Annotated in this window: 19 protein-coding genes; 9 read left to right on the top strand and 10 right to left on the bottom strand. The window is 59.6% G+C overall.

Annotation, left to right across the window (positions count from 1 at the left end; genetic code table 11):
* Positions 1-68: 68 nt before the first annotated feature.
* From ACA061_RS07265 to ACA061_RS07230, 8 genes are all read right to left on the bottom strand, one after another.
* Positions 69-1,637, bottom strand: a complete 1,569-nt coding sequence (locus ACA061_RS07265) for a flagellar hook-associated protein 3 (RefSeq protein WP_150618489.1) — start codon at positions 1,635-1,637, stop codon at positions 69-71.
* 13 nt (positions 1,638-1,650) lie between these two features.
* Entirely contained in the window at positions 1,651-3,696 is a 2,046-nt protein-coding gene (gene flgK, locus ACA061_RS07260; RefSeq protein ID WP_210553711.1) for a flagellar hook-associated protein FlgK, read from the bottom strand.
* Positions 3,697-3,719: 23 nt separating this feature from the next.
* Positions 3,720-5,009 (bottom strand): flagellar assembly peptidoglycan hydrolase FlgJ, encoded by a 1,290-nt coding sequence (gene flgJ / locus ACA061_RS07255; protein ID WP_210553712.1) that lies wholly within the window; start codon positions 5,007-5,009, stop codon positions 3,720-3,722.
* 11 nt (positions 5,010-5,020) lie between these two features.
* A complete protein-coding gene (locus ACA061_RS07250; RefSeq protein ID WP_224450856.1) occupies positions 5,021-6,109 on the bottom strand; it encodes a flagellar basal body P-ring protein FlgI in 1,089 nt (362 codons plus the stop codon).
* 27 nt (positions 6,110-6,136) lie between these two features.
* On the bottom strand, positions 6,137-6,832 hold the full coding sequence (gene flgH / locus ACA061_RS07245) for a flagellar basal body L-ring protein FlgH (RefSeq protein WP_150602952.1): 696 nt from the start codon (positions 6,830-6,832) through the stop codon (positions 6,137-6,139).
* Positions 6,833-6,884: 52 nt separating this feature from the next.
* Entirely contained in the window at positions 6,885-7,670 is a 786-nt protein-coding gene (gene flgG, locus ACA061_RS07240) for a flagellar basal-body rod protein FlgG (protein ID WP_042558187.1), read from the bottom strand.
* Positions 7,671-7,715: 45 nt separating this feature from the next.
* Positions 7,716-8,456, bottom strand: coding sequence for a flagellar basal body rod protein FlgF (locus ACA061_RS07235; protein WP_150618486.1), 741 nt, complete (start codon positions 8,454-8,456; stop codon positions 7,716-7,718).
* Between the two features lie 275 nt (positions 8,457-8,731).
* Positions 8,732-10,294, bottom strand: a complete 1,563-nt coding sequence (locus tag ACA061_RS07230) for a sigma-54-dependent transcriptional regulator (RefSeq protein WP_210553713.1) — start codon at positions 10,292-10,294, stop codon at positions 8,732-8,734.
* A gap of 372 nt (positions 10,295-10,666) precedes the next feature.
* Here ACA061_RS07230 and phhA point away from each other — a divergent pair, with 372 nt between their 5' ends.
* From phhA to ACA061_RS07200, 6 genes are all read left to right on the top strand, one after another.
* On the top strand, positions 10,667-11,458 hold the full coding sequence (gene phhA, locus ACA061_RS07225; protein WP_150602955.1) for a phenylalanine 4-monooxygenase: 792 nt from the start codon (positions 10,667-10,669) through the stop codon (positions 11,456-11,458).
* A 110-nt stretch (positions 11,459-11,568) separates the two neighbouring features.
* Positions 11,569-11,925: a 4a-hydroxytetrahydrobiopterin dehydratase gene (locus ACA061_RS07220; RefSeq protein ID WP_042558183.1), complete on the top strand. Its 357-nt coding sequence runs from the start codon at positions 11,569-11,571 to the stop codon at positions 11,923-11,925.
* Complete coding sequence (locus ACA061_RS07215; protein ID WP_210700862.1) at positions 11,925-13,118, top strand: amino acid aminotransferase; 1,194 nt, start codon at positions 11,925-11,927, stop codon at positions 13,116-13,118. The genes ACA061_RS07220 and ACA061_RS07215 overlap by 1 nt, the downstream gene beginning before the upstream one ends.
* 312 nt (positions 13,119-13,430) lie before the next feature.
* The gene (locus tag ACA061_RS07210) at positions 13,431-13,562 is read left to right on the top strand and encodes a hypothetical protein (RefSeq protein ID WP_263480689.1); all 132 of its coding nucleotides are present in this window, start codon (positions 13,431-13,433) and stop codon (positions 13,560-13,562) included.
* Between the two features lie 72 nt (positions 13,563-13,634).
* Positions 13,635-13,817, top strand: coding sequence for a hypothetical protein (locus ACA061_RS07205; RefSeq protein ID WP_042558181.1), 183 nt, complete (start codon positions 13,635-13,637; stop codon positions 13,815-13,817).
* A 102-nt stretch (positions 13,818-13,919) separates the two neighbouring features.
* Positions 13,920-15,119, top strand: a complete 1,200-nt coding sequence (locus ACA061_RS07200; protein WP_497300985.1) for an MFS transporter — start codon at positions 13,920-13,922, stop codon at positions 15,117-15,119.
* Here the strand turns inward: ACA061_RS07200 and arfB are convergent.
* A complete protein-coding gene (gene arfB / locus ACA061_RS07195) occupies positions 15,116-15,529 on the bottom strand; it encodes an alternative ribosome rescue aminoacyl-tRNA hydrolase ArfB (protein WP_095122751.1) in 414 nt (137 codons plus the stop codon). The two genes, ACA061_RS07200 and arfB, sit on opposite strands and share 4 nt — an antisense overlap.
* Between arfB and ACA061_RS07190 the strand changes: the two genes are divergently transcribed.
* Complete coding sequence (locus tag ACA061_RS07190; RefSeq protein WP_497300983.1) at positions 15,528-15,722, top strand: hypothetical protein; 195 nt, start codon at positions 15,528-15,530, stop codon at positions 15,720-15,722. The two genes, arfB and ACA061_RS07190, sit on opposite strands and share 2 nt — an antisense overlap.
* Here the strand turns inward: ACA061_RS07190 and ACA061_RS07185 are convergent.
* On the bottom strand, positions 15,708-17,129 hold the full coding sequence (locus tag ACA061_RS07185) for an amino acid permease (protein WP_150602958.1): 1,422 nt from the start codon (positions 17,127-17,129) through the stop codon (positions 15,708-15,710). The genes ACA061_RS07190 and ACA061_RS07185 overlap by 15 nt on opposite strands.
* 893 nt (positions 17,130-18,022) lie before the next feature.
* Here ACA061_RS07185 and ACA061_RS07180 point away from each other — a divergent pair.
* Entirely contained in the window at positions 18,023-18,160 is a 138-nt protein-coding gene (locus ACA061_RS07180) for a hypothetical protein (protein ID WP_042558177.1), read from the top strand.
* Between the two features lie 72 nt (positions 18,161-18,232).
* Positions 18,233-19,198 (top strand): M29 family metallopeptidase, encoded by a 966-nt coding sequence (locus ACA061_RS07175; RefSeq protein ID WP_497300980.1) that lies wholly within the window; start codon positions 18,233-18,235, stop codon positions 19,196-19,198.
* Positions 19,199-19,365: the final 167 nt, after the last annotated feature.

Genomic DNA, 19,365 nt, shown 5'->3' with positions numbered 1-19,365 from the left:
GCCCTTGATACCGCAAAAAAACATGACTGAGGGACAGGGTAAACGGGCGTTTATGCGCCCGTTGAGGATCAGATCTTGTTGAACAGCCCCAACTGACTGATCTTGCTGAACGCCAGTTGCGCGGCCTGCAACATGGTCTGCTGCAAGGTCAGGCGGGTCATGACTTCAGCCGGGTCCGAATCACGGATCGAGCCTTGGGTCGTGGTGTTCGCCGTGCTCAGGCTGTCGTTGGTGGCGGATTGCATATCCAGCGACTGGCCGCGCGCACCGATAGACGTGACAGCAGTGCCGATCTGATTGGTGGCGGCGTCGATGTTGCCGATACCGGCTTCCATGGCGCCCTGCAGTTTCTGCTTGGCCACCGGGTCGCCATCGATCGGCGTATTCAGCGCGGTAATCATCTGACCCAGGGTGTCGAGCACGTTCTGAGTCTGGTGGTTATTCGGCTGAATCGAGAATTGATCGCCGGCTGCCGGGGCGCTGCCCAGAGCGAACGTCACACCGGCTGCCGTCGCGTTGCTACCGGCCACAGTGCCCGAAGACACAGGCTTGCTGTCAGCGGTTACCGGCGCCGCGTAGAGATCGAACGCAGTGGCGCTGGTGAACTTGAGGATCGCCCCACCCTGCGGGAATGCCGCGGTGTAGGCCGCCTGATCGGTGATGCTGGAACCGGTGATCACCGCCGTCGAAGAGTTGCCCGGGCTACGCGAAGTGGTGAACGTGTCCGGGGTCACCGCCAGTTGAAAACTGTGCCCGGCAATGACCGCATCCGGGTTGGTATCACCGGCCTTCAGGTTGAGGTTCAGCTTCATGTCGACACCGCGGAAGCTGAAGCTCTGGTTGCTACCGCTGGTGTTGCTGATCACGCCGTTCTTGCTGGCGTCAGCAGTGACGTCGTTACCCAGCGCGTCGGTGATCTTCATCTGCGTGCTGCTGACGAAGGCGACGGTGTACGGCTGACCACTGGTGAACGTCGAGTTATAGGTGGCAGCGGTGCCAACGGTACCGTTGGACAATACAACGCGACCGTCATCCACCGCAGGTGCGGTCATGGTGGTGTTGGTGCGACCGGTGTTGATGGTCTGCTGGAATGCATCCCAACCGGTGGTATTGGTGCCGACCGCCAGGCCATCGCCGATGCCCAGATTGATGGTGGTCTGGTCACCGTTGTAGGAATAGGTGCCGTCGGTGTTTTGCGAATACGGTGCGGTGTCGGTTTTCGAACCGGAGAACAGGTAGTTGCCGTCGGCATCCTTGGAGTTCATCAGGCCCAGCACTTGTTTCTGGATCTCGCCCAGTTCCGACGCGTAAGCCTGGCGATCCTTGTCGGTGATCGTGCCGTTGTTGGCGGCCAGGGAGATTTCCTTGGCGCGGCTCAACGCCGTGGTGATGGCATCCAGCGTGGATTCCTGCACGGTCAACGCACTCTTGGTGCTGCTGATATTGGTGGTGTACTGCTCAAGCAGCGCGGCCTGCTGACCAAGCTGCAGCAAACGACCGGCACCGACCGGATCATCGGCGGCCGTGTTGATGCGTTGCAGGCTGCTCGCCTCGCTGGCGCTGGCCAGCGCCTTGTTGAAGTTACGCTGATAGTCCGCAGCTTGCGTTCCGTAATACTGGGCGGTGGAAATGCGCATGAATTACGACTCCTTAAAGGCTGTTGATCAGCGTGGCGAAAGTTTCCTGCGCAGCTTTGATGATCTGCGAAGACGCGGTGTAGTACTGCTGGTATTTGACCAGGTTGCCGGTTTCTTCATCCAGGTTGACCCCGGACAACGAATCACGCGCACCGGCGGCCTGCGTCAGGATCGCCGTGGTGGCTTCAACGTCGGACTTGCCTTGTGCGGTCTTGGTACCGACGTTTGTCACGAGTTTGTTGTAGGCGTCGGTCAGGCTGATGCCTTTGCTCGCCGAACCGGTGTCGACGGTCTGCGCAGTTTGCAGGCCAACCAGCGATTGCGCATTGCGGTTGTCCGAGGACGCCGCACCGGTCAGGTTCATGGTGAAGGTTTCGCCAGGCTTCGGCGTACCGCCAACGGTGGTCTGCATGGAGAAGGTTTTCTGTACGTTCGGCGTAACGCTGGTGTCCAGCACCGGGTTGCCGCTGGCATCAACGATGCCGACTTTCAGGTCCAGCGTGTTCGCTTGACCAGGAACGATAGTGCCGCTGCTGATGAGACCGCCCTTGGCATCCACGAAAGTGTAAGACTGGCTGCCCCCGGAGACCGCACCGAACACCAGCTTGACCGGCGTCGAATTCTTCAGCGCCGCCTGCATGTCAGCCTGGGCAGTCGGGTTGTAGATATCGATCTTGCTGGTGAGCGTCGGCTGGGTAAAAGTGCCCAGACCGTTGGCGCTGGCCACACCAGTCAACGGACCCGCTGCCGCGATTTTCTTCGGATCGGTCAGTACCGTCTGAATGCTCGCTGCCGCGTTGCGGGTCGGCGTCACTTTGAAGCTGTCGCCCGCGCTCAATGCGCCGCCCTTTAGGGCCAGGCTGAAGCCGTCGATCACCGGCGGTGGCGTCGTGTTGGTGCTGAACGTCCCCATCTCGGTACCGTCAGAGCGCTTGACGGTGTAATCGGTGGCGCTGGTGAACGTCACCTGATAATCGCTGGTGGTCAGCTTGCCGGTGTCCTTGATGGTGACGTCAAGGTTGCCCGAGCCTGCGCTGTTACCCGACTGCGCAATGCTGCGCTGGCTGATCAGCGCGGCACTGTTGATGTTGTTGAAAATCGCCGCGCCGAAGTCACCGTTCTTGTCGATGCCCTGGGCTTGCTGGCTGTTGATCTGATCGGCGATGACCAGCGCTACACGCCCCAGCTCGTTGAGCGACGGGTCGAGCACTTCTTTGCGATAAGTCAGCAAACCGCCGATTTCGCCACCGCTGATCACCGAAGTGATGTCGATGGTGCTCGAGCCGCGATCCATCTGGATGCCCATGCGTGTCGGGTCATCCTTGCTCGGCACGGTGCTGAGTGAGTTGGTGGTGTTGCCGATGACCAGCGGCTGGCCGCTGCCGACATACACATCGAAACTGGTGCCACGCTCGACGACTTGCGCGCCGGTCAGCTCGGACAACTGGCGCACGGCCTCATTACGGCTGTCGAGCAGATCGTTCGGCGCACCGCCGCTGGTGGAGATCTCACCGATCTTCTGGTTAAGCGCGGCGATCGAGTTGGCCAGTTTGTTCACCTGGGCGGTCATGTCGCTCAGGCTGCCGTTGATCGTGGTGTTCTGGTCGCTCAACTGCTTGGCGATGGAGTTGAAGCGACCGGTCAGCGCCTGTGCGCCGGTCAGCACCGATTGACGGGAAGTGTCATCGGTGGCGGAAGTCGATACACCCTGCATCGAGGTGAAGAATTTCTGCAACACACCGGTCAGGCCGGTGTTGACGTCGGACAGCGTGCCGTCCAGTGGTTTGGCTTGCGCCAGATACGACGCCGATTCGCTGTTGAGCGAAGTCGCGGTGTGCAACTGGGTTTCCAGGTACGAGTTGTAGACCCGGCGCACGTCGGCCAGGGTTGTGCCCGTGCCGATGAAAACGCTGCCGAACTGCTGCGAGGATTTAGTGCCCTGCACGGTTTGCTGGCGCGAATAACCGGCGGTGTCGACGTTGGCAATGTTGTTGCCTGTCGTAGCCAAAGAGGACTGGCTAGCCGACAGCCCCGACATCCCGATATTGAGCAAACTCATGGTTCAGACCTTATACCTTGTGCCTATAAAGGCGTGGTGGAAACGCCCGCCGCAGCGTAGTTTTCAAAACTGTTCATCTGCTTGGCTATCTGCGAAATCTTGCTCGCGTAGTTCGGGTCGGTTGCGTAACCGGCCTTCTGCAACTCGCGTACAAACTGTTCTGGGTTATCGGCCGACTTCAACACTTCTTGATAGCGATTATTGGACTGCAGCAAAGTCACCAGATCGTGGAAGCTGTCCTTGTACGAGGCGTAGGAACGGAACTCGGCCGTCTCCTTGACCATCGCGCCATTGCGGAACTCGCTGGTGATTGCCCGGGCCGAATCGCCCTGCCAGTTGCTGCTCGCCTTGATACCGAACAGGTTGTGGCTGCTGCTGCCGTCCTGCGCGCGCATGACCGATTTGCCCCAACCGGTTTCCAGTGCGGCTTGCGCCACCAGGTAACGCGGATCGACACCGATACGGTCGGCGGCTTCCTTGGCCATCGGCAGCATGGTGTTGACGAATTCGTCGGCAGAGCTGAAGGCTTTTTTTGCCGGCGCCAGCGGAATCTGCGCCATCGCACGGCCGTAAACCTGCATCTGGCCGCCTGAGGCTTTCTCGGCCTCGGCACGCGCCAGCCAGTCGCCGTTGTACAGCGGGCCTGCGCCAGTGACGGCAGCAGTCGTGGCGCGTTGCGGCAATTGAGTTGTCGCGGCAGGCGTGGCCGACGGCACCAGCCCTGCGAGCAAACGATCAGCCAGTTTCGGCGGCAAGGCCAGACGACGCTGATTGATCAGCGCCATGTCATTGCTGTGCGCGAGCTGGGTGTTCGGTGCATGCACCGAACGCGAGGCCCACAGCGGACGCTCGCCATTGAGGCGTGACAACGGGCCAGTGCCGACGGTGCCGGCAGCAATCGGTGTGGCGACATTGGCGGCAGCGGCTTTCGCGGCTTCCTGCTTGGCAGCGGAGGCGGCTTCAGCCTCGCCCGGCGCCATCGGTTTGTTCTTCGACATCTGGCGCATCAGCACGTCGGCCAGACCGATACCACCACCCTCGCGGGACATGGAAACGGCCAGTTGCTGGTCGTACATTTCCTGATACTGCTTGGCCGCCGGCGTGTTCAGCGGATTGTCTTCGCCCAACGCATTTGTGGCAGAGCGCATCGACTTGAGCATTTCACCGAGGAACAGCGATTCGAACTCCTGCGCAACCTTGCGCATGTTCGCATCGCTGTCCTTGTCGCCGACCTTGAGCTGATTCAGACGATTGAGGTCGGAGTAGGAACCCGAATCGCTGCTGCCGACCACACCGCTTTTGCGCATATCCATAGTGGCCGTCCTCAGATCACGATCAGGTCGGCTTGCAACGCGCCGGCCTGCTTCAGTGCTTCAAGAATCGCCATCAGGTCACCCGGTGCCGCGCCGACCTGGTTCACCGCACGAACGATCTCGTCGAGGGTGGTGCCCGGGCCGAACTTGAACATCGGTTTGGCTTCCTGTTCGGCATTCACTCGCGAACGCGGCACGACAGCGGTCTGGCCGTTGGACAACGGGCCTGGCTGGCTGACGATCGGGTCTTCGGTGATGGTCACGGTCAGGCTGCCGTGAGTCACGGCGGCTGGCGAAACCTTCACGTTCTGGCCGATGACGATGGTGCCGGTACGCGAGTTGATGATGACTTTGGCGACGGCTTGACCCGGATCGACTTCGAGGTTTTCCAGGATCGACAGGTAGTCGACACGCTGGCTCGGATCGAGCGGCGCGGTCACGCGAATCGAACCGCCGTCAATGGCTTGTGCGACGCCAGGGCCGAGCATGTCGTTGATCTTGTCGACGATGCGTTTGGCGGTGGTGAAGTCGGAGCGATTGAGGTTCAGCGTCAGACTGTTGCCTTGGTTGAACCCGCTCGGCACCGAACGCTCAACCGACGCACCGCCAGGGATGCGACCGGCCGACGGAACGTTGACGGTAATCTTCGAACCGTCACGACCTTCGGCGTCGAAACCACCGACAACCAGGTTGCCCTGAGCGATGGCGTAGACGTTGCCGTCGATACCCTTGAGCGGGGTCAGCAACAGTGTGCCGCCGCGCAGGCTCTTGGAGTTACCGATCGACGAAACGGTGATGTCGACCTGCTGACCCGGCTTGGCGAACGCCGGCAGATCGGCACTGATCGAAACCGCCGCGACGTTCTTCAACTGCACGTTGCCCGAACCCGGCGGCACCTTGATGCCGAACTGCGAGAGCATGTTGTTGAAGGTCTGCAGGGTGAACGGAGTCTGTGTCGTCTGGTCACCGGTGCCGTTAAGCCCGACCACCAGGCCATAGCCGATCAACTGGTTGGAACGCACGCCGGAAATACTGGCGATGTCTTTCAACCGTTCGGCGTGTGCAGTGAAGGCCACCGGCAACAACAGCGCGGCCAGCATGAGGCTTTTCAGATTCAACGTAGCCACCTAGAAAGGGAACAGCGGGCTGAGGAAGAAGCGGTCGAACCAGCCTGGCTGACTCGTGTCGGCAAATGCGCCAGTACCCGAATAGGTGATGCGTGCATCGGCGACGCGAGTCGACGACACGGTGTTGTCGGTAGCGATGTCATCGGCGCGGACCATGCCGGCAATTCGCACCAGCTCATCGCCAGTGTTCAGCGTCAGCCACTTCTCGCCGCGCACAGCGATGATGCCGTTAGGCAAAACGTCGGCGACGGTGACGGTGATCGAACCGGTCAGGCTGTTGCTCTGTCCCGACTTGGCGTCACCCTTGGTCGAGCGGTCGGCGCTGTAGCCGGCGTTCAGGCTCAGGTCGCCGCCACCAATCGGGTTGTTGGTGGTCAGACTGGAACCGAACAACGAGGTCAGACCGACCGAGTTGTCGCTGTTCTTGTCCATCTGCGAGTTGGCGTTCTTGCTCGCCTGGGTGCGCTCGTTCAGGGTGATGGTGATGATGTCACCGACCCGGAACGCTTTGCGGTCGCTGTACAGGTTCTGCTCGAAACCGGCCTGATAGATCGAGCCATTATTGGCAGCCGCCGGCAACGGCGTGCGCGGCAACACCGGAGCGTAGTAAGGGTCATTGGGCTTGGGCGTCGGGGCGACGCAGCCCGCGAGCGAGACGACCCCACTCAATGCCAGAACAGATACAAAGCGATTCATGACCCTACCTCACGGTGTTGCAGGCGACCTCATGGCCGCCTCATAGACTTGATTACAGATTCTGCGTTACGAACGAGAGCATCTGGTCGGCGGTGGAGATCACCTTGGAGTTCATCTCGTAAGCGCGCTGAGTGGTGATCATGTTGACCATCTCTTCAACGGTGCTGACGTTGGACGTTTCCAGGGTGTTCTGCAGCGTGGTGCCGAAACCGGCCAGACCCGGAGTACCGACCTGCGGCGCGCCGGAAGCGGCGGTTTCCAGGAACAGGTTGTTGCCCACGGCTTGCAGACCGGCCGGGTTGATGAAGTCAGCGGTCTGCAGGTTGCCGATCACTTGCGAGGCGGCGTTGCCCGGCAGCGTGACGGAAACGGTGCCGTCATTGCCGACGGTGAAGGTTTGCGCGTCGTTCGGGATAACGATCGCAGGCTCCAGAGCGAAACCACTGGCGTTGACGATCTGGCCATTGGAGTCGAGGTGGAACGTACCGTCACGGGTGTAGGACGTGGTGCCGTCCGGCTGCAGGATCTGGAAGAAACCGCGACCGTTGATGGCCATGTCCAGCGGCTGCTCGGTGGTTTGCAGGCTGCCGGCGGTGAAGTTTTTCTGGGTGCCGACGATGCGCACACCGGTACCCACTTGCAGACCCGACGGCAGTTCGCTGTCCTGAGTCGACTGGGCGCCTGGCTGGCGTTTGATCTGGTACAGCAAGTCCTGGAACTCGGCGCGGTCACGTTTGAAACCCGTGGTCGAAACGTTCGCCAGGTTGTTGGAAATGGTGGTCAGGTTGGTGTCCTGAGCGGACAGACCCGTTTTGGCAACCCATAGAGCCGGAAGCATTCGATTCTCCTCGTGCGCCTGTTTTACGGCGCGACGTTCTGATAATTAGCTGATCTGCAAGACCCGAGCCATGGCCTGGTCGTCGTCTTTGGCGGTGTTCATCATCTTGATGTGCAACTCGAACTGCTTGGCCAGGGCCAGCACCGAGGTCATCTCTTCGACGGCATTGACGTTGCTCGACTCAAGGAAACCCGACACCAGTTTGACGTTGGCATCGGCCTGCGCCGGCTGGCCGTCCTTGGTGTAGATCGAGCCGTCGAGGCCTTTATTCATGCTCTTGATGTCCGGGTTGACCAGTTTGATCCGGTCGACTTCGGCCATCACACGCGGGCCTTCGCCCATCGCGCGAATACTGATGGTGCCGTCTTCACCGACTTCGATCTGCTGCTCGGGTGGCACGGCGATCGGACCGCCATTGCCCATCACCGGCATGCCGTTGCCGGCGCGCAATACACCGAGGGCATCGACGTTGAGGCTGCCGGTGCGCACGTAGCTTTCGCCGCCGCTCGGGTTCTGCACGGCGATCCAGCCGTTGCCGGTCACGGCGACGTCCAGGTCACGCCCGGTCTGCACCAGCGAGCCCGGAGTGAAGTCGGTGGCGGGCCGCTCGCTCATGGCAAACGCGCGCGCCGGAAAGCTGTCACCGAACACCGGCATCGAACGCGCCTGCTCCAGGTCGCGCTGAAAACCGTTGGTGGAAATGTTCGCCAGGTTGTTGGCATGAGCCCTTTGCGCCAGCGCGTTTTGGCTCGCGCCGGTCATTGCCACATAAAGGTACTTGTCCACGCTCTTTCCTCTGCATGCCGGACGTTTGCCGCCCACTGCTGTACTGCTGAGCCATAAGCAATTTGCAGACCAACTTTTTTCTGGCAGGGCGAAGCCCGGTAAACAAAGGACTTGAGGGGGATTGCGGAGAAAGGGGAAATGTATCGAAGTCGAAAAACCGGCGGTGTTGTGCCGCTTCGCGGCAACAGATCAAAAGATCGCAGCGTGCCGCAGCTCCTACAGGGGGGGATTACATTTCAAATGTAGGAGCTGAGGCACGCTGCGATCTTTTGTCCCTAGGACTCGATGTTCTTGCCCACCTCATACTCACGCAATTTATTGGCAATGGTCGTGTGCGAAACGCCAAGTCGCTTGCCCAATTGCCGACTGCTCGGGTGCTCCGAATACAATCGCTCCAGCACCGCTTTTTCGAAGCGCCCGACGATCTCGTCCAGCCCGCCCTCCAGCGAAAAATCGCCAAGTGGCTGACGCACGCCGTAATCCGGCAGACGAATATGTTCGGCTTTAACCGTACCGCCGTCACACAGCGAAACGGCCTGGAACAGCACGTTTTCCAACTGCCGCACGTTGCCCGGCCAGTGGTAATGGCTGAGCCGATCCATCGCCGCTGGCGCCAGTTTTGGCAGAGGACAGCCGATCTGCCGACTGGCCTGATCGAGGAAGTGCTCTACCAGCGGCGTCAAACCGTCGAGGCATTCGCGCAGCGGTGGAATGTGCAGCGACAGCACGTTCAAGCGGTGATACAGATCCTGGCGAAACTCGCCCCGCGCGCACAATTCGGACAGGTCCACCTGCGTCGCGCAAATCACCCGTACATCCAGATAAACCTCTTCATCACTGCCGACGCGACGGAAGCAGCCGTCCTGCAGAAAGCGCAACAGTTTCACCTGCAAGCGCGGACTCATTTCACCCACGCCATCGAGAAACAACGTCCCCCCTGCCGTCAATTCCAGCAGACCCAGCTTGCCTTCGGCGCGCGCACCTTCAAAAGCACCGGGGCCATAACCGAACAGTTCGGTCTCGGCCATCGACTCCGGCAGACCCGCGCAGTTGAGCGCCATCAGCGGCGATTGCCCGCGCGGACTGGCGAGGTGACAGGCGCGCGCCAGCAACTCCTTGCCCGTGCCGGTTTCGCCTTCTATCAATAGAGGTGCATCGAGCGGCGCCATCCGCCGTGCTTCACGCACCACTGCCGCCATGACTTTGGAGCTCTGGAAAATGCTGTCGAACCCGCGCAACTCCTGCTTGCGCACGTTATAGATGCGCTCGCCGACACGGTCGGCGCGGTGCAGGGTCAACACCGCACCGGCCATGGCTTCGCTGTCGTCGTGTTCCGATTGCAGCGGAGCGATGTCGGCCAGAAACACATCGCCTTTGACCTTGACCCGCATGCCGTTGATTCGCGATTTATTCGCCCGCACCAGTTCCGGCAAATCGAAATCTTCGGCATAGCGCGACAGTGGAATCCCCGGTACTTCATCGACCCGCACGCCGAGCAACTGTGCCGCCGCGCGGTTGGCGGCGACGATCGAGCCGCCCATGTCGATCGACAGCACCGGAAACTCCAGCGCACCGAGCAAAGCGTTCAATTCCATGTGCCGGCGCTCGCTCGGCATCAGCCCTACGCGCTTGACGCCGAACACCCCGGCAATCGCTTCGAATTTCGGCCGCAGCGCCTGGAACTGGATATTGATCAGGTTCGGACAATGCAGATAGATCGCGTTGCCATGCTCACCACCGACCTCGCCGCGCGCGACGTTGATCCCGTACGCCACCAGCAGGTTGAGGATGTCGCGCAGGATGCCGATGCGGTTCTGGCAGTGGACTTTGATACGCATATAAAAGGCCCGGATTAACGATGAGAAACCTGTAGGAGTGAGCCTGCTCGCGATGGCGATACATCAGGCAGCATTGATTTTGAATGACACACCTCTATCGCGAGCAGGCTCACTCCTACAGGGGACGGCGCCAGACTTTCTGTCGAGGCGCGCAGATAGTTGTCAAGATTATGTGACAGCCGCTGACCTTTTCAAACCTGAGAATCGCCGTAATTGCGAGATATCCGCAAAACCGTAACGAATACTTTACGAAATCCACAGAAATTTCCTACGACCGTACGATTCAACCTACTGCACACCGCCACACTCTCAGGTAATTCTGAGTCCATCGCTGGACATAACAAGAACGAATTCCCCTAGCAGGAGAGCAGTATGAAGCAGACGCAATACGTGGCCCGCGAGCCCGATGCGCAAGGTTTTATCGACTACCCCGCCGAAGAACACGCGGTGTGGAACACGCTGATCACTCGCCAACTGAAAGTGCTCGAGGGTCGTGCGTGCCAGGAGTACCTGGACGGTATCGAAAAACTCGGTCTGCCCCACGACCGCATCCCGCAACTGGGCGAGATCAACAAGGTGCTCGGCGAGACCACCGGTTGGCAGGTCGCCCGCGTCCCGGCGCTGATCCCCTTCCAGACCTTCTTCGAATTGCTCGCCAGCAAACAATTTCCCGTGGCCACCTTTATTCGCACCCGCGAAGAACTGGACTACCTGCAAGAGCCGGATATTTTCCACGAGATTTTTGGTCACTGCCCGCTGCTGACCAACCCGTATTTCGCCGAGTTCACCCACACCTACGGCAAACTTGGCCTGCAAGCGACCAAGGAAGAGCGCGTTTATCTTGCGCGCCTGTACTGGATGACTATCGAGTTCGGCCTGGTCGACACCCCGCAAGGCAAACGCATCTACGGCGGCGGCATCCTGTCTTCGCCGAAAGAAACTGTTTATTCGCTGTCGGACGAGCCCGAACATCAGGCATTCGACCCGCTGGAAGCGATGCGCACGCCGTATCGCATCGACATCCTGCAACCGCTGTACTTTGTCCTGCCGAACCTCAAGCGCCTGTTCGATGTGGCCCATGAAGACATCATGGCCATGGTCAGACAAGGTATGCAGCTGGGTCTGCATGCGCCGAAATTTCCGCCAAAACCGAAAGCGGCGTGACCCGCCACTTTTGCTGACAAGTGAGTCTGTCAGTTGCCGCCACTTTGCTTTAGCGTGGCGGCATTGACGGCCAATATAAAAAAACACCTCCAGATTTCAGGAAGCCCACCATGTCTACTTTGAACCAAGCCCACTGCGAAGCCTGCCGCGCCGATGCGCCACAAGTCAGCGACGAAGAACTGCCGATCCTGATCAAGCAGATCCCTGACTGGAACATCGAAGTTCGCGATGGCGTGATGCAACTGGAAAAACTGTTCCTGTTCAAAAATTTCAAGCACGCACTGGCCTTCACCAACGCCGTCGGCGAGATCTCCGAGGCCGAAGGTCACCACCCGGGCCTGCTGACCGAGTGGGGCAAAGTCACCGTGACCTGGTGGAGCCACTCGATCAAAGGCCTGCACCGCAACGACTTCATCATGGCTGCGCGCACGGATGAAGTGGCCAAGACCGCTGAAGGGCGCAAGTAATGCACTTCGACGCCATCGGCCGGGTACCCGGCGACCCTATCCTCGGTTTGATGGAGGCGTATGCGCAGGACCCTAACCCGCGCAAATTCGACCTGGGCGTTGGCGTCTACAAGGACGCCCAAGGCCTGACGCCGATCCCGGAAGCGGTGAAAATCGCCGAGGCGCGGCTGGTCGAAAGCCAAGACACCAAGACCTACATCGGTGGCCACGGCAATCCGTTGTTCGGCAAGGTCATCAACGAGCTGGTGCTTGGCGCCGACTCGAAACTGCTCGCCGAACAGCGTGCAGGCGCCACTCAGACGCCGGGCGGCACTGGTGCCCTGCGTCTGGCTGCCGACTTCATCGCCCAATGCCTGCCGGGCAAAGGCGTATGGCTGAGCAATCCGACCTGGCCGATCCACGAAACCATTTTCGCGGCGGCCGGGGTCAAGGTCAGTCACTACCCTTATGTGGGCAGCGACAACCGTCTCGACGTCGAAGCGATGCTCGCGGTGCTCAATGATGTGCCCAAGGGCGACGTGGTGTTGCTGCATGCGTGCTGCCACAACCCGACCGGGTTCGATCTGAGCCACGACGACTGGCAGCGTGTGCTGGACGTGGTGCGCAGTCGTGATTTGCTGCCGCTGATCGACTTCGCCTATCAGGGCTTTGGCGATGGTCTGGAGCAGGATGCGTGGTCAACCCGGTTATTCGCCGCTGAACTGCCTGAGCTGTTGATCACCAGTTCCTGCTCGAAAAACTTCGGCCTGTATCGCGACCGTACCGGTGCGCTGATCGTCTGCGCGAAAAGCGCTGACAAGCTCATCGACATCCGCAGCCAACTGGCCAACATCGCCCGCAATCTGTGGTCGACGCCGCCGGATCATGGTGCAGCTGTGGTCGCGACTATCCTCGCCGATCCAGAGCTGAAAGCCCGCTGGGCCGATGAAGTGGAAGCCATGCGCTTGCGTATTGCGCAGCTGCGCAGCGGCCTGGTCGAAGCGCTGGAGCCGCACGGGTTGCGCGAGCGTTTTGCACACATTGGCGTGCAGCGCGGGATGTTCTCCTACACCGGTTTGTCGCCGGAGCAGGTGAAACAACTGCGCGAGCATCACAGTGTGTACATGGTGAGTTCGGGTCGGGCCAACGTTGCCGGCATCGATGCGACACGCCTGGCGCTGCTGGCCGAGGCCATCGCCGAAGTCTGCAACTAGGCGAGACACCGCAACACCCTGTACTGACCGTCCCCACGCTCCGCCTGGGAACGATCAATCCAATGTAGGAGCTGCCGCAGGCTGCGATCTTTTGATCTTGCTTTTAAAACAAGATCAAAAGATCGCAGCCTGCGGCAGCTCCTACATGTGTTTTTGCAGCAGCCTTTTGCTTTCCGCCGCCCCCCTGCGGCCATTTGTCGCAATAAATTGAATTAAAAGTCTGATTGTCATTTTTCCTGCTGTATCCTGCGCAGGCTTTCTGAAAGCGCGGATCTACCAGATCTATCAACAGACTTAGCGAGGAGCGCAACCATGCACGAGATTCCTAATCTCCCCTTCCCAAGCCTGCACGAGCCTGAGCAGACGACCATGCAACAAGCCGGCGCCGCACAGGCCGAGCCCAAAGAAGCAGCTGAAAGCCGTCCGGCCGACAGCGACGAGTAAGCAACACCCGCCGTACAGACCGTGTGGAAAGCGCTAATATGCGCTTTCCACACTGCCTGAACCGAGCCCGCCATGACCGACGAATTCTCCGAAAGCCAAGCCGCTGTCCTGATCGGCGCCACCGAGAAAATGATCGAGATCTGGAGCCGCCTCTCTCCCGAGAAACAAGCCGCCCTGCTCGCCCGTTTCGGCAGCGAAGAAAATGCCCTCGCTGCACTGGTCACCACCCAACTGGTTGCTCCTGCCAAACCCTGAAGTCGCCGCCCGGCAAATAGTTTTACTTTTCCCGCCCCAGATTATTTCTCGCCGGTATCATGAGCAGCCTATCTATTGTGCTGCTCCCGTGGATCTTTACCCATGTCGTCCTCTATGTCCGAGCCCCAGCGCCCCCTGGCGGTCACGCTGCAAGTCGTTTCCATCGTCCTCTTCACCTTTATCGGTTATCTGAACATTGGCATTCCGCTCGCAGTGCTGCCGGGCTATGTCCACAGCGATCTGGGTTTTGGCGCGGTCGTCGCCGGGCTGGTGATCAGCGTGCAATACCTCGCTACCCTGCTCAGCCGCCCGTATGCCGGCAAGATCATCGACAACAAGGGCAGCAAACTGGCCGTCATGTATGGCCTGGCCGGTTGTGGCCTTAGCGGCGTGTTCATGCTGATTTCCGCGTGGACGCCAAACCTGCCGATGCTTAGCCTGATCAGCCTGTTGATCGGGCGCCTGGTGTTGGGCAGCGCGGAAAGCCTGGTTGGCTCCGGCTCGATTGGCTGGGGCATCGGCCGCGTCGGCGCGGCGAACACCGCCAAAGTCATCTCGTGGAATGGCATCGCCAGTTACGGTGCCATCGCCATCGGTGCGCCGTTAGGCGTGTGGCTGGTCAGTCGATTGGGTTTGTGGAGCATGGGCGTAAGCATCATCTTGCTGGCCGCGCTGGGCTTGCTGCTGGCGTGGCCGAAAACCGCCGCCCCGGTGGTGGCCGGTGAGCGCTTGCCGTTCATGCATGTGCTTGGGCGGGTTTTTCCGCACGGCTGCGGACTGGCACTCGGCTCGATCGGTTTCGGCACCATCGCCACCTTCATCACCCTGTATTACGCCACGCAGCATTGGGACAACGCGGTGTTGTGCCTGAGCCTGTTCGGCGCCAGTTTCATCGGCGCGCGGCTGCTGTTCGGCAACCTGATCAATCGCCTCGGCGGCTTCCGCGTGGCGATTGCCTGTTTGTCGGTAGAAACATTGGGACTGTTGCTGCTGTGGATGGCGCCCGATGCGCATTGGGCATTGGCGGGGGCGGCATTGAGCGGTTTCGGTTTCTCGTTGGTGTTCCCGGCGCTGGGCGTGGAAGCGGTGAATCTGGTGCCAGCCTCCAGCCGTGGCGCGGCAGTCGGCGCCTACTCGCTGTTCATCGACCTGTCGCTGGGGATCACCGGGCCAATTGCCGGCGCCGTTGCTGCCGGTTTCGGTTTCGCCTCGATCTTCCTGTTCGCCGCCCTCGCCTCACTGAGCGGTTTGGCGCTGAGCGTGTATCTGTACAAGCACACCGCGAAATACCGCGAAGACTAAAAATCCACCTTGCCGCGCCCGGCCTTGATGCTGCCGCGCTTGGTTTTCGATTCGAGCCGGCGCTTCTTTGAACCGAGGGTCGGCTTGGTCGGGCGACGCTTCTTCTCGACTTTGGTGGCGCTGAGGATCAACTCCACCAGACGCTCTAGCGCATCGGCCCGGTTGGCTTCCTGCGTGCGGTATTGCTGGGCCTTGATGATCAACACGCCGTCGCTGGTGATGCGACTGTCGCGCAGCGCCAGCAACCGTTCCTTGTAGAACTCGGGCAAGGACGAGGCCGTAATGTCGAAGCGCAAGTGCATGGCACTGGAGACCTTGTTGACGTTCTGCCCACCAGCGCCTTGGGCGCGAATGGCCGTCAATTCGATCTCGGCATCCGGCAGATGCACATTGTTGGAAATCACCAGCATGGAAAAGCGTCCGTATTCAGAGCGTGCAGGATACGCCATCAACCCTATAGGAGCTGCCGAAGGCTGCGATCTTTTGATCTTGGTGATTAAAAGCCAAAAGATCGCAGCCTGCGGCAGCTCCTACAAAGGCAACAAAAAACCCGGCACATTGGCCGGGTTTGTTGTTTGTGCCGCTTGCTTACTTCGCAGCTGAACCCGCCGCGTGCAGCGCCTGCTGCGCGCCACGCTTGTTCTTGATCACGTAGCAGACCCACATGAACACGACCCACACCGGAATCGCGTACACCGAGATCTGAATGCCCGGGATCAACAGCATCACGCCGAGAATGAACACCACGAACGCCAGGCAAACGTAGTTGCCGTACGGATACCACAGCGCCTTGAACAACGGTGTCTGCTTCGTCTTGTTCATGTGCTGGCGGAACTTGAAGTGCGAGAAGCTGATCATTGCCCAGTTGATCACCAGGGTCGCCACAACCAGCGACATCAGCAGTTCCAGCGCATGCTGCGGGATCAGGTAGTTGAGCAGCACCGCCACCAGCGTTACCGCCGCGGAGGCCAGAATCGAACGCACCGGCACGCCGCGCTTGTCGATTTTCGCCAGTGCTTTCGGCGCATCACCCTGCTCGGCCATGCCCAGGAGCATACGGCTGTTGCAGTAGGTGCCGCTGTTGTATACCGACAGCGCAGCGGTCAGCACCACGAAGTTGAGGATGTGCGCGGCGGTGTTGCTGCCGAGCATCGAGAACACCTGCACGAACGGGCTGCCGCTGTAGGAATCGCCGGAAGCGTTGAGGGTTGCCAGCAGACTGTCCCATGGGGTCAGCGACAGTAGGATCACCAGGGCGCCGATGTAGAAAATCAGGATCCGGTAGATCACCTGATTGATCGCTTTCGGGATCACGGTTTTCGGCTTGTCGGCCTCGGCCGCGGTGAAACCGAGCATTTCCAGGCCGCCGAACGAGAACATGATAATCGCCATGGCCATCACCAGACCGCTGACGCCGTTGGGGAAGAAACCACCGTGCGACCACAGGTTGCTGACCGAGGCTTGCGGGCCACCGTTGCCGCTGACCAGCAGGTAACTGCCGAGGGCAATCATGCCGACAATCGCCACGACCTTGATGATCGCGAACCAGAATTCGGCTTCACCGAAGACTTTGACGTTGGCCAGGTTGATCAGGTTGATCAGCACGAAGAAACCGGCAGCGGACACCCAGGTCGGGATATCCGGCGCCCAGTAGTGGATGTACTTGCCGACCGCGGTCAGCTCCGACATGCCCACCAGAATGTACAGAATCCAGCAGTTCCAACCCGACAGGAAACCGGCGAAGCCGCCCCAGTACTTGTGTGCGAAATGGCTGAAGGAACCGGCCACCGGCTCTTCGACGATCATCTCGCCCAACTGGCGCATGATCATGAAGGCGATGAAGCCGCAGATGGCGTAGCCGAGGATCATCGACGGGCCGGCGGATTTCAGGACCCCGGCCGAGCCGAGGAACAATCCGGTACCGATCGCGCCACCGAGGGCGATCAGTTGAATATGTCGATTTTTCAGGCCGCGTTTCAGCTCGCCTGATTGCGAGGGTTGTCCACTCATGAAAAAGGTCTCACGCAAGGTTTGATGATGTTCAGTAGACGTTGCTGCAAGGTTGCGATTTCAGGCAGCCCCGATCAAACCCCAGCGCAGGCACCAGGAGTTCAGCTTTTTTACAACGGTCATGCGTCACCTGTTTGTTTTTATCTGTGACGAAATCGAACCCGACACGCTTGTGGCGCGGCGGAGTGAACAAGGCGGATAGCCTTGAGATTCATGCGATTACGCAGAGGGTCACAGTTAAAACGCGGCGCATTGTACACCGCTAACCCCCTGCCGCCAGACCCCGCTGGATCAGCGTGTCGGTTGCCGGGATTGCGTGTGTCCGCCTCGAGACGCTCGAGCGGCTGCAAAAATTGAGTCAGGCCTTTGCGGGCCATCGACGGGAACGGTGGAAAAATCGTCCCACGGTGAGAAGTGGAAATCAGTCACGGCGTTCATTGCGCCTCCTTCTTGTTATGCACCTGCACGGCAGGCATGAGGCGCATCTCACCCTTCAAACGCCTCTGAAACAAGCGCGCCAGAGCCTTGCGCAGCCCGCGACCGATGGGGCTTCGGCAGGTTTTCCTTACAGCCTTGATAACAGCCTCCTTTCACTGGGCTTTATCGCTGTTTTCGTAAACATTTATTTACAGTCCGTAACGAAGAGTTTCCAATTCAGAAATTTCTGTCAGACGTCTGCAAATTGACGGTCGCTAGCTTGCTAACGAATCCGCCCTTTTAGTTTTTTGTTTTTAAATAAGAAAACCGCTGTCAAAAAACAGAATAAAAAGTCTATTTAAAAATTAAATGAATGATTTTTTGCATTATAAAAATCCCTGAACTAGGTTCTTCACGTCTTGCCGGCCAACTCGACCGGCCAGTCACAACCGTGAAAGTCATCTAGGAGATCGACCATGCAAGCATTGGAAAAAGACTTGGATAGCGAACTGCAACTGGACGAATGGTTTGAAGCACCGACCCACGAGGCCGCCGTAGAAATGATGCAAGCCGACGCGGTCGTTCCGTTCGGCACGGCGATGTGGCCTCTGTAAAGACATCACCGGGCAGGCACGATCCGGCCGGTCGTGCCTGCCACTTTCTTCACGGTCAGTCAGGGAGGACTCATGGATAAGCCCCGCGCGATCTCGCATTTCCTTTACTACCTCGAACATCATCCAGCCCTCGCCGGCCTCGACTCGGCGAAGGTATTGCTCGGCCACACCGCTGATTACGAAGCCCTGACCGGCGCGATCGCCGAACAGGCCGGCGATCATCCGCGTTTCAGCTTCAGCGCCCGGCGACTGGACCTGGATAGCACCGCAGCGCTGACTTCGGCGATTACCGACAGCGATCTGTACATTTTCTTCTACGACTCTTCCACCCTGCCCAACCCGCGCCCCGACGGCCCGGAGTTTGTCCGCGCGCTGCAAGCGGTCATGGCGCAAAACTGGAAGAAGTCGCTGCTGTTCAAGGATTACGGCGATTATTTTTACGATACGTTCAGCGTTACCCCGCAACGCATCGCGGGCCTGAACAGCCATTTGATCCAGCGCATGTCGCATGCCACCACGCTGAGCTTTACCGATGACCACGGCTCACGGTTTGAAGCGCCGCTGAGCAGCATCAAGAAGTGGACCGACATCAACGGCGTCGGCAACTTCGACCTGGCCCCCGGTGAAATCGCCACCCACAGCGAAGAAATCAACGGCCATGTGAAGTTCAAGGGCACCTTCCTCAGCACCATTCCGTTTGCGCGCAAGTACGGCGTGCTGGAATCGCCGCTGGAACTGTGGATCGAAAACTCGACCATCAGCCGCATCGCCACGGATGTGCCGGGCCTGGAGCATGACTTCAACAAATACCTGGATGCGAATCCGTCGAACCGGCGCATCGAGGAACTGGGGATTGGCACCAACGAAGGCGTGAAAGACCTGTATGCGCGCAACGCCGGGTTCGAGGAACGCCATTGTGGCTTGCATCTGGGGCTCGGTGGCGGGGCCAAGGGCAGCCATCACCTGGACCTGATCTTCTCCGGAGGGGTGTTGGCGCTGGATGACAAGCCGGTGTTTGATGGGCGGTTTGTGTTCTGATCCTGGAAATCATCGGGCTGCATTGGCCTAATCGCTGGCAAGCCAGCTCCCACAGGGATCTGCGGTGTTAACAGGATTTATGCAACGCAACAAAAACCTGTGGGAGCTGGCTTGCCAGCGATGAGGCCCTCAAAAGCACCACATACCTTTCGCCAGACGAAAAAAAA

The organism is Pseudomonas sp. LBUM1668, from assembly GCF_059695715.1.
Note: the sequence above shows the minus strand (reverse complement) of the source record. Positions and strands in the feature narration are given on the sequence as shown.